This window comes from Myxococcales bacterium, from assembly GCA_012517325.1.
GTDB lineage: Bacteria > Lernaellota > Lernaellaia > Lernaellales > Lernaellaceae > JAAYVF01.
Genome location: JAAYVF010000032.1, coordinates 1 through 11,050 on the forward strand (window position 1 = coordinate 1; position 11,050 = coordinate 11,050).

At 61.1% G+C, this 11,050-nt stretch carries 6 protein-coding genes and 2 pseudogenes; 3 read left to right on the forward strand and 5 right to left on the reverse strand.

Going from position 1 to position 11,050, the window contains the following annotated elements; genetic code table 11:
• Both GX444_06660 and GX444_06665 read right to left on the reverse strand, forming a co-directional pair.
• Window positions 1–1,019 (reverse strand): sulfatase-like hydrolase/transferase (locus GX444_06660; GenBank protein NLH48270.1); only part of this gene is annotated, 1,019 nt, incomplete at its 3' end.
• 385 nt (window positions 1,020–1,404) lie between these two features.
• Window positions 1,405–5,397, reverse strand: a complete 3,993-nt coding sequence (locus GX444_06665; GenBank protein NLH48271.1) for a hypothetical protein — start codon at window positions 5,395–5,397, stop codon at window positions 1,405–1,407.
• 687 nt (window positions 5,398–6,084) lie between these two features.
• On the opposite strand from GX444_06665, the gene GX444_06670 reads away from it, so the two are divergent.
• On the forward strand, window positions 6,085–6,726 hold the full coding sequence (locus GX444_06670; protein ID NLH48272.1) for a DUF47 domain-containing protein: 642 nt from the start codon (window positions 6,085–6,087) through the stop codon (window positions 6,724–6,726).
• Window positions 6,727–6,736: 10 nt separating this feature from the next.
• Here the strand turns inward: GX444_06670 and GX444_06675 are convergent, their stop codons facing one another.
• Both GX444_06675 and GX444_06680 read right to left on the reverse strand, forming a co-directional pair.
• Complete coding sequence (locus GX444_06675) at window positions 6,737–7,927, reverse strand: iron-containing alcohol dehydrogenase (protein ID NLH48273.1); 1,191 nt, start codon at window positions 7,925–7,927, stop codon at window positions 6,737–6,739.
• A gap of 21 nt (window positions 7,928–7,948) precedes the next feature.
• Complete coding sequence (locus GX444_06680) at window positions 7,949–8,512, reverse strand: flavin reductase family protein (protein NLH48274.1); 564 nt, start codon at window positions 8,510–8,512, stop codon at window positions 7,949–7,951.
• Between the two features lie 69 nt (window positions 8,513–8,581).
• Between GX444_06680 and GX444_06685 the strand changes: the two are divergent.
• Window positions 8,582–8,788 (forward strand): annotated as a pseudogene (locus GX444_06685) (hypothetical protein).
• Window positions 8,789–10,309: 1,521 nt separating this feature from the next.
• Window positions 10,310–10,753, forward strand: a complete 444-nt coding sequence (locus GX444_06690; GenBank protein NLH48275.1) for a DUF3783 domain-containing protein — start codon at window positions 10,310–10,312, stop codon at window positions 10,751–10,753.
• A 1-nt stretch (window position 10,754) separates the two neighbouring features.
• Here GX444_06690 and GX444_06695 read toward each other — a convergent pair.
• A pseudogene (locus GX444_06695) lies at window positions 10,755–10,910 on the reverse strand (aldehyde dehydrogenase family protein).
• Between the last annotated feature and the right edge of the window lie 140 nt (window positions 10,911–11,050).

Genomic DNA, 11,050 nt, shown 5'->3' on the forward strand with positions numbered 1-11,050 from the left:
GGCAAAGAAACCGCTGACGACTGTTCGCTTCGGCTGCTAAAGCAGGCCATGACCGAACTCGGTGGGCTTAATGACCGGCTCGAACACATCTGGTCGATCGCCGGTTCGGTCAGCCAGGCGTGCAGCGAGTCCAGCAGAGTGTCGTCGGAATCCACTTGCAGAAAACGGTCGAACCCGTGATTGAGCCCGTAATCGGCGCCGAGTTGCACATTGTTGACGAACGCGGCCGTCCGGTAACCCTCTTTTTGTAAAACGCCGGGCAAGGTCAGCCATTTGGAATCGACGACGAAATCTCCGCCCGTGCAATTGCGCTGCGAACAGGCGTCATGCGGATAACGCGAGAGCAGCATGGCCGACACCGATGGCCGCGTCCAGGGAGAGGCGCTGAAAAAATTCGTGAAGAGAATGCCGCGCGCGGCGAGGCGATCGATCGCGGGCGTGGTCGGGCGATGGTAGCCGTAACAGCCCAGATGGTCGGCGCGCAGGGTATCGATGGTGATCCAAAGCACGTTGAATTTTTTCGGCGGATTTTGGCGGTCGCGCCGGGTGCCGATCTGGAGGTCCGCCCAAACCGGAACGCCGTCGAAGGGCGACGGCGGATTCGGTTGCCGGTGCGCCGCCAGGGTTGTTTCCAACACGAAATCCACGAGCTGGCCGGCGTATTGATCCAACGGGAGCACCGCGGAGGTCCACTGCGGTTCGGTGGTCGCGGCGCCGATCGTCTGTTGAAAGGCCAACTGCATGTTTTCGTTGTCGCGCAAGTAAATGGAAAAGGTGATTTCATTGGTGCTGCGCGTCCAATCCCGGCCGACGATACCGAGCGAGAAGCGGGCTTCGGCGCTCGGAGGAATCTTCGTGGAAAACGATATTTCGGAAGGCGGCGTCGCGGCGAGCCCCTCGCGGACCTCGGAGCCGAGTTGAAAAGTCCGGCGGTTGGTTTGATCGCCTTGTCGAGCCAGCACATCGTTCAGGGTGAGGGCGCGCCCTTCGACCAGAATCGGCGCCGATGAAGGTTCCAAGGCCGGCGCGGTTGTTGTGGAACAGCCGACTAATTCAGGCAGGATGAGCAGGAAAATAATTAGCCAGAAAAATATGGATGGGCGATTGGGCATCAAGTCCATCGGTCCCTCGTCGAGCCCTTTGCCTGGCGGATGCCGGAATGCTCGACCAATTTGCTCCCCAATCACTCGTCGATAATCCATAGCACAATTTGTTAAGAAATTGGAAATAAAAATTGTATCGGTTTGTCACTGGCACCCGATGTCAAAATGCATTGAGTCTTCATGATCTGGCACGCGTAATTGCCGGCTGAAAAACCAGTCGAAGATCGGAGGCCCGACGTCTGGAAAAAAGAACGGCGGCCGGGAAAGCGATCCCGGCCGCCGTTCAAGAAGCGCTTTTTTCTCAACAACCGCAGCCGGTGTCTTCCCATTCGTCCTTTTCGGCGGCGGCCGGCGCCGGCGTCGGCGAAACGGCGTCGTCGTTGTCGTCATTGTCATCGTCGTCGCCGGGCGTGTCGTCGTCGGGAGTGGCGTCGTCGTTGTCGTCATCGTCGTCGTCATCCGCCGGGCCGTCCTCGGGCGTCGCCAGATTCGAGATGTAGGAAACGAGGTTGGCGTCGTCGTAGGAACGCATCGCGAAGACGGCGGCGTCCGGCACCTCGACCTGGTAACTGACTTCTTCCCCGCCCTGAATCGGGGTCGGCGGCGTAATCGCGGTCGCGGCCGCCCAGACCTCCGGATCGCGCAAATCGGCGTCGGCCGACGCGCTGTAACGGATGTCGTAGGAAGCCGCGGTGCCGCAGTCCTCGTCGTCGCCCGGCGCGGTGAAACGAATTTCGAAGATGGCCGGATCGCCGGTTTTGTAGACCTTCAAATCGCGCACGAGCCGCGGCGGCACCGCGTCCAGGCCGTACAGGCCGCTGTTGTACGGGTCGTGATGGAAGCGCGGCCATTCGGCGTTCGACCGGTTGCCTTCGCAGGAGTTGCCCGCCGTCCGCCAGGCCCAGAAATTGCCTTCCTGGGTGACGGCCACGGTTTCCAGGGTCCGATCGCCGTCGAGGTCGCCGACCGTCACGCTGCTGGTCAGCCAGTTCTGGGTGAACTTCGGCCAGCCGGTCGGCTCGTCGAGATTCATGTCGTTGGCGTGAATGAGATAGCCGCCGGAACCGGCCATCAATTCTTTCAAACCGTCGTTGTTGAGGTCGGCGAGGACCGGGTTGACGAAGAAGTTGATGTCCTCGAAGTTTTTCCGCCAGGCGGGTTTCTTGAGGTTGTCCATCCGCCAGCCGACGATGTTGAACGCCGCCAGCCGGAAACCGTTTTCGGTCTTCTGAATGAAGCCGGCCGTGGGGAAGAAATACCAGAGGTCGTCGGAGTCGTCGAAACGGGCGAAAGTGCCGTTCGCCGTGACGCCCAGGTTGAGATCCGACCAAAGGTGTTGCACCCGCGTTTCGCCGCCGTCCCAGTGGATGAGTTGCGGCAGCCAGAAGAAGCTGCCGACACCGACGATCAATTCGCCGTTGTAACGAACCGCCGCGGGGCTGGAGGTCATGCCGATCGTCAGCGGCGGGATCGGCAGTTCGCCGCCGAGGGGCATCATCACCACCGCCGGCCAACCCGGCAGGAAGGGCCCGTTTTCGTTTTCGGTGCCGTTCCAATAAATCGCATAGACGCGGCCGGTCGCGGAGCCACTGCCCTCGCAAACCTCGGAGGTCGGCACGATCACGGCCGGGTGGGTGGAGATGTTCAAATCGGTGTGGTTGGGATCGAGAATGCCCACCACGGGGGTGCCCAGCACTTGCGCCGGCATGGTCGTGTCGCAGATTTTTTCGGGCGGCACCAGGTTGTGCGCGGCGTCTGAATACAGCGGGACGGGCCACCCGGGAACGGAGTCGGCTTTACCGTCGCTGTTTTCGTCCACGACTTTCCAGGCGTAAGCGTGCTGATCGTATGAGGCGGCGATGATCTCCAACATGCCGTCCAGGTCCAGATCGGCCAGCACCGGCGAGGCGAGGAAGGCGTTGCCGTGCCCGAAGGAGAGCGGCGTTTCGTTGTCCGGCTCCATCGCCGACACCGGGAAGCCGGCGACGAACGGGCCGCCGGAATGGTTGTCGCCGTCCGGATGAACCAAATAAACCAACCCCTGATTGGTCGCCACCGCGATGTACGGAATGCCATCGCCGAAAACCTGGCCGACCGCCGTCGAGGCGATGACGGAATCCTCGTAGGAGCGGAAAGCGGGCAACTCGACCGGGAAGCCGGGCGCTTCCTCGAAGGATTTGGTTTCCGCGACGTATTTGAACACTTCGACCGAGGGCAGGGCGGTCGCGAAAACGATTTCCAGCGCGCCGTCCGGGTCGCCGTCCAGGTCGTAGAAGATCGGGCTGGAAACGCCGGAGGCGCCGATAAATTTGGGGAACTCGGGCAACAAGCCGGTATCGGGATCATCGTCGGAATGCCAGGCGATGGCCTTGCGGATTTCGCCTTTCACCGGATCGCCGACGTCCGGCGTCCACCAGGCTTGCAGGCGCAGGGTGATGGTGAAATCGTTCGAGCCCTGCGGTTGACGATGCAGCCAGGTGTCGTCGACGAAGTCGGCGATGTTGATGGTCGAGAGGACGCCCGAGAACCGGTCGATCCCGCTGCCGCTGTCGACTTGCACGAACTCGTCGTCGTTCGGTTCCACGCCGAATCCCAACTGCAACACCCATTGGTAGGCGCGGCCGCGCGCGTAGATCTCGGCCTCGACGTCCATGGTCGGGTCTTTCGCGGGGTCGATCGTCGTCCACCAACGCGGCGCGGTGATGCGCAGGTCGGGCGGAATTCGTTCCGGAATACCGAACAACGGGTCACCCAACGCCAGCATGGCTTTGTAGGCATTGATACGGCCGTAGCCGAAATTCTGTTCCCAGCCCTCTTTGCAGCCTTGGAGGTTGAAGGCCAGGCAGGAATCCTTGATGTCGTCGGCCGTCATGTTGATGAGCTGGCGCACTTCGCCCGGCGTCAGGCGACCGAGCCCCTGGTTGCGCGCGTAGGACATCAGCAGGCCGGCGATGCCGCCGGTGTTGCTGGTCGCTTCCGACGAGCAGGCGCCGGTGACGCCCGTTGCTTCGGTGTGGGCGCCGTAGTTGGTGCAGTAGCTTTCGACGAACGCCAGGTTCGACAGATCGATCGGACCGAATTCCACCGGCGGCAGCGGCATGATCGCCTTGATCGAATAAACGTCCTCGCCGGCGGCCGGGTAGACGTGGTGGAAGCCGAGTTCATCGCCGGAGGCGGCGACCAGGAAGATGCCGGACTCGTAAGCGGCGGAATAGGCTTGTTCGCATTCGTAGCTGTAGTCGGCGACGCCCGTGGCCATGATGATGACGTCGGCGCCGAGGGACACGGCGTATTCCATGCCTTTCGTCAGCAGGTTGAACTCGGTCATGATCGCCTCGCCCGTGCGAACGACCACCACCGAGCAGTTGGGGCAAAAGCCGGGTTTCTCGCCGATGCCGTTGTCGGCGATCGCGACCGCGTCTTCCATGCGCATGTGGCCGTGCGTGCCCTCGGGAAAGCTGCTGACGCCCAGCGGCGTGTTGACGTTGCGGAAAAAGTCCCACCCGCTGATGTCGTCGACGTAGCCGTTGTCGTCGTTGTCCACGAGGTCGGAAAATTCCTCGAAAACGTCTTCCAGATCCAACCGGCCGTTGCCGTTGCCGTCGCTGAGTTGGCCGTCGTAGGCGTAATCGGCGGGGCTGAAGCGCCCGTCGCCGTTGCAGTCCCAGTTGTCGCAGATCGCGCTGCCCCGGGTCGGGGCGGGAACTTCGCCGCGGTTGATCCACGTGCGTTCGCTGAGTTCCGCGTTATCCAGCGAATTGGTGCCGTCGTCGATGACCGCGATCAGCACGGCGGGATCGCCGGTGTGCAGCTTCCAGGCCTCGGTGCCAGACATGCCGGGGATGCGGTTGATGTCTGTCGGATCGGTGGACTCGGGGTCGATCGGGTTGAAGCCCAAGAGCACGTTGGAGTTGACGTACAAGGAGACGGGAAACCCGGGGCCGACCGGAACTTCCGGACGCTGCAGATCATTGGGAATATTGGCGACGAACACGCCCAGCGTCGGCAGCGTGCCGACAAACGAGTTGCCGAACAGATCGGACAGCCCCGCGTCGACCGTCACCTGCAGGCGTTCGCCCCAGGGAAAAACGCCGTCGAGCGGCGTGAAGACCAGGGTGTCGTCGGCGACGGTCGTCGTTTGCAACGTCAGTTCGCCGTCCAGGTATTCCTCGGTTTTAAAATCGTAGATCAACAGGGACTCTTCGGTGACCGTTCCGGAATCCAAGGATTGATCGAAAACCAACACCAACGGTTCGTCGGTGAAGACTTGAAAACGGTCATAATGAGGCTGCATCGAAACCAGATCGAAGGCCGATGCCGATAGCGGGAGGAAAATGATGAAACAAGCGATCGCGACCAACGAGAGAACAGGTTGAGCCCATTTCATTTCGTTACTACCTCTGAAGCTTGGAAAGATCTTCCCCAATATCCCAGCGGGCTAAATTACCCATCCCTCGTGATTTGCGCAAGGCCAAAAAGAGCAAAGTTCTTGTTTCACCGGCGACAAATTCTTGAAATGCAAAGGGAAACATGATTCGGCCAACGGCCTTTTTGAACGCAGGTTGAAGCGAATGCCGCAACGCGGGATCGAGGCGAATCGTAAGGCGGGAAATGTAGTGAAATTGGTTCCGATAATCGGGCCGAATCTTGGAGTAATGAAAATTTCTTTGATTGTTATCGACTTGTTAGGAGGTCGCGGTGCGAATATTTCAAGTCAATTCCACAGTTTTTTACGGCTTCGGTTGACAAACGAGGGATTGCCCTTCTATAAAGTTAGCGCTATTTAACGCGCGGAAGAATCTGGCCGCTGGCGATGATTCGTGTTCCGTGAACGTTGATTTGCTTCCGTTCGTGCTTATGCGCCCAAGCGAAGTTGATACCGATAAAACGCACACTCAAGCTTTGGGCGACAGCCGTTGATCGCGCGGCGCGTTCCCGATGGCATGGCGCGCTCACACATCGTACTTCAAGGGGGTCGAGCATGTTCTCCCGGTTAATGCCCAAAAATATCGACTTCTTCGATCTGTTCGATCGTCACGCCGATACCGTTCTCGAAGCCGCGACTACCATGAAAGCCATCCTCGAGAATCTGCAAGGCCAAGAAACCGGCCAGTCGCTCGATCGCGTTTCCGAGTTGGAACACGAATGCGACGCCATCGCCCACATGGCCGTCGATCTGCTGCGGCGCAGCTTCATCACGCCCTTCGAACGCGAGGAAATCCGCGAACTGCTCTCGACCATGGACGATATCGTCGATTACATCGAGGCCACCGCGCACCGCCTGGTGCTGTACGAAATCAAGGAAGTTCCCCCGCAAACCTGCGAATTGTGCGACGTGCTGGTCAAAACCCAGGAAGAGGTCGTGCAACTGGTGCACCTGCTGCGGCAGACCAAAGCGAAGAAAAACCTCGATTTCCAACAGCATTGCAAGGAAATCAACCGGCTGGAAAACGAGGGCGATCGCCTGCATCGCTCCGGTATCGCCGCGCTCTTCCGCGACGGCCTCGACGCGCTGACCGTGATCAAGCTCAAGGAAGTGTACGAGATGCTGGAGTCGGCGATCGACAGTTGCGAGGACGTGGCTCAGGTCATCGAAGGGATCATCATCGAACACGTCGGCTGAAAGCCGCCGGCTACAACCGCAGTTTCAGAATATTGCGCCAATCCTCTTGTTCGAGGCGGACCGGATTGTTTTTGTTGTCGGCCGCCGCCACGATTTTCTCAAAATCCGTTTCCTCGATACCGAAGGCCCCGAGCCTGGGAATTTGCAACTCATCGATCCAGTCGTTCAATTGCCCGATCAGAAAATCGCAGCCCTGGTGAATGTCCTCCGGTTCGCGGCCGCTTAAAAGGTGTCCGGCCATGGCGTATTTCGCCAGGGCGGTCTTGTCGCCGGCTTCGCGATGCAGCAGCGCGTGAATGTTGACGCCGGTCGCGGCGCCCAGCAGGGTGCCGCAGGCGACGCCGTGCGGAATGGCGAAAAAACCGCCCAACGGGCCGGCCAGGCCATGGATTACCCCGAGGCCCGCGTTGGCCAGGGTCAGGCCGGAAAGCAGCGCCGCATAGGCCAGCGCGCCGCGCATCGCCACGTTGGTCGCGCCTTCGCCGCACACCGCGGGGAAGCTTTCCTTGAAGTGCAACAGGCCGCTGAAGGTCAAGGCGTCGGTCAGCGGGCTGGCTTTGGTCGAAACGTACGCCTCCAACAATTGCGTCAAAGCGTCGAGCCCGCAGGCAGCGGTCAGATCGGGCGGACAGCTCACCATCAATTCCGGATCGATGAGGGCAAGATCGGGGACGAAGTTGTCGTGGCGCAACGATCTTTTATACCCCTGGGGACCGATTCGGCTCAGGACCGCGTTTTTCGTCGCTTCGCTGCCGGTGCCGGCCGTGGTCGGAATCGCCACCAACGGCAGCCGGGTTCCCGGATGCGCGCGGCTGCCGATTTCTTCGAGGTATTCCTCCGTCGCGCCGTCCACGGTCAGCATGGCGGCGATGGCCTTGCCGGCGTCCAACGTGCCGCCGCCGCCGATGGCCGCGACGACCTCGAAGCCGCCCGAGCGATAGTGCGCGACCGCTTCGTCCACCAGTTGCGGCGACGGTTCGCCTTGCACCTCGACGCGGACCGCCTCCATTTGCCGCGCCGCCAGCGCTTCCAGCAGGCGATCCCACCGCTCGCCTTGCCGGTAGGAAGCGCGGCCCGTGACGAACAAGACCCGGCGCCCGTATTGCCGCAACAGGTCAGGCAATTGTTGAAACGATCCCGGCCCGAAGAGAATGCGCGGTCCGCGGGCAAAAACAAAATTCTGCGTGGCGTCCTGGGTCATGTTTTCCGGTCCCGTCGTTGACTACTTTTGGTAGGTTTTCCCCACCTGCCAGGCCGGGGCGATGTATTCGCCCAGCCGCCAATAGGCCGGCTTGGGGAAGGTGAACAGCATCGGGTTGATTTTCGTCCAGTCGGGCTGGCCGTCGACCAGGACTTCCTCATCCGCGTGCACCGCGACGATTTCGGCTAAATAGGCGGTGTCGACCCCCTGCGGGACCGTGCGGATGAGGCGGCATTCGGCCGCCAGTCGGCAGCCTTCGATCATCGGCGCGTGTGCCAATTCGCCGGTGAAGGTCTGAAACAAGCCGCTTTTATCGACCTTGTGGCCGGAAACCAGACCGCAGTGATCGGTGACGATCACCCACTCGGGCGGCGGCAGATTGATGCTGAACTCGCCCTGTTTCTCAATTAATTGGGCGGTGAGATGCTTCGAGTCGAGTCCGCAAACGACGACGGGCGGCTTGAAGTTGGTGATGCCGACGAAGGCGGCCGGCATGAAATTGGCCCGGCCGTCCTGTGCGGTGCCGATCAGCACCAGCGGCATCGGGAAGATGAAAGGCCCGGGAGCCAATTTGATTTTCGCCATGATTCGTTCCTCGCGGAGGTTGGGTATCTTCGACGAGCCGGCCGTTCAGCAGCCGCACCCGCCGCTGTCATTGTCGTCGTTGTCGTCGTCGGCGACTGTGTCGTTGTCGTCGTTGTCATCATTATTGTCGTCGTTATTGTCGTTGTCGTCGTTATCGTCGTCGGTGGTGTCGTCGTTGTCGTCGTTATCGTCGTCGGTGGTGTCGTCGTTATCGTCATCGTCGCCGGTGGTGTCGTCGTTGTCGTCATCGTCGTCGTCCAGGTCGTCGTCGCCGTACGGGCCGTCGCCGGGCAGGATGCCGTAAAAGACGTTCAGCCAGTAGCCGAGAACGTAATCGAAGCCGGAGCCGACGAACGTCTGGTCCTCGTAGCCGCTGCACGACACCGCGAAGACGTCGCCGCTTTGCCAGTACATGTCGGTCCACGGGCGGTCCTGCAACTCGCGCGCCTCGGCGGTTTGCGGATCGATGTTGATCAGATCTTCGAGCCACGGGATGTTGTGCAGGAATTGATCGGCCCAGACGGAGAAGGGGTCGAGCGGCTGATCGGAGCAGACGACCGGCCGCCGGTAATTCGGCGCTTCCCAGAAGTCTTGCAGCACCTTCAGGTTGTCGGCCGCGATCTGTTCCATTTCCGTCTCGTCGCAGTTGCCCAGGCGCAGGCAGCCGCCGACGTGCACCGCGTCGAAGAACGGGTTCAGGATTTCCTTCGTCGACGGTCGGTTCCACCGTTGGTGCAAGTCCCAGATTTCCTGCAGGCGGACGCGGTCGGGCCAGAGGCGGAAGATCGACTGCAACGTCAGGTAACGCAGGTTGTTGCCGAAAAATTCGCGGTAGCGGTTGTAACCAGACCAGATGTCGACGGCGAGGAAGGGCTTCATGGCGACGTATTGCTCGTCGAGCAGGTTCCAGTAGTATTCGTCGTCCAGGACGTGCGCGGCGATGACCAGCCAGCCCAGGCGCATCAACGGGCCCACGTAGGCGGCGCCGTTGCCGGTGTATTCGCCGTTCTGGTCGGTGATGTTCCAGCGGTTGTTGGTCAGCATTTCGACGATTTCAGCCATCGCGTTGCGGATGATTTCCTTGGTCGGCTCGTCGTCGATCGCGTCGTAGGCTTGCACCATCCCGAACATGTAGCCGCTGTACTGGTCGCGGCTGGTTTCGTCGATCCAGTAATAGCCTTCCCATTCGCCGGTGCCCAGCACTTTTTCCGGGCCCTTGCCGCCGGTTGATTTGACGTTGCAGTTCCAGGGCATTTCGTCGGGACCGGCGAAGCGGCCGATGTAACCCGGCGTGCCGGTAATGTCGTGCGCCGACTGCATGTACTGCACCATGTCGATGATGTTCTGCCGCGCCCCCTCGTCGCCGGTGATGCGGTAGCGGAGCGCCTGGCTGCCCAGGTACTCGCCGCTCCAGATCATGCTGTCGCCCTGGTAATTCAGGCAGGAGATTTCCGATCGCGAGGCGTCGGTGAAGGTGACCGCGCCGGTCAGGGCGCCCAACGGCGTGATCACCCAGGTGTCGATGTAGTCCTGGTAATCGTCGGCCTTGGCTTGCAACTCGGGATCGAAGGTTTGCGCGCCGGCCATCGCGGGAGCGAGGCACAGCGACAGCAGGACGAGCGCGAACAGGGTCTTGATGGCCTGGCGAAACATCGGGAATCTCCTTGCGGATAGGTTGACCGGTACCGAACCTCTATTAGGGCGGGTGGCGCTTCGTTTGTCAAGAAAACGCCGGACCGCGGTTGCCGCCGCGGCGCCGATCGGCGAAACTGAATCGTGATACCACGAGGAGCGATCATGGCCGAGGCGGGTTTTCGTAAGGTGGAACGCGATCGGGAACGGCGGTTCGGGTCGCCCGGAATTCTGTTGGCCGGTTATACGGCGGCCGAAGCGGCCGCGATCCGCGCTTTGTTGGATCGGATCGGCGCCGCCGCCGTGCCGCTGGTCGCCTGCTCGGCGGCGTTGCTGGAACGGACGGTCGCGGACGCGTTGACGGCCGTCGACCCCGGCGAGCCGGCGGGCCCGGGCCAGTTGCCGCGGGTTTTGTTGATGTCCGGCCTGACGGGCGAGGAATTTCACCGCCTGATGGACGAGTTCGGCGAAACCGGAATGCCGCGTCCGATTTTCGCCGCCGCCACGCCGACCAACCTGCAGTTCACGGTCAAACAATTGCTGATCGAGCTGCTGCGCGAACAACGGGCCATGGCCGAAACGCGCGCCGCGCCCCGCCGCGAAGAGTGACTCACTCGCCGCGCCACACGCTCTTGATGTTGACGAATTCGCGACAGCCTTCCACCGACAACTCGCGCCCGTAACCCGAAAGCTTGACGCCGCCGAACGGTAGGCGGGGGTCGGATTTCACCATCCCGTTGATGAAGACGCAACCGGCTTCCAGCTCACTGTATTAGCTTAGCGACTTTGTCCCCTGTAACTGCTTAGCGATTATGTCCCCCATGAAGAAGGACATGATTTCGATGACTCCCAAGGAGTTACAGCGGATGAGGTTGCTGGTCTGCGTCCTGGAGGGGCAGCTGCCCC

Excerpts from the sequence above, each read along its gene's own strand:
- GX444_06665 (NLH48271.1), bottom strand. The coding sequence starts at position 5,397 with ATGCAGCCTCATTATGACCGTTTTCAAGTCTTCACCGACGAACCGTTG.
- GX444_06670 (NLH48272.1), top strand. The coding sequence starts at position 6,085 with ATGTTCTCCCGGTTAATGCCCAAAAATATCGACTTCTTCGATCTGTTC.
- GX444_06675 (NLH48273.1), bottom strand. The coding sequence starts at position 7,927 with ATGACCCAGGACGCCACGCAGAATTTTGTTTTTGCCCGCGGACCGCGC.
- GX444_06680 (NLH48274.1), bottom strand. The coding sequence starts at position 8,512 with ATGGCGAAAATCAAATTGGCTCCCGGGCCTTTCATCTTCCCGATGCCG.
- GX444_06690 (NLH48275.1), top strand. The coding sequence starts at position 10,310 with ATGGCCGAGGCGGGTTTTCGTAAGGTGGAACGCGATCGGGAACGGCGG.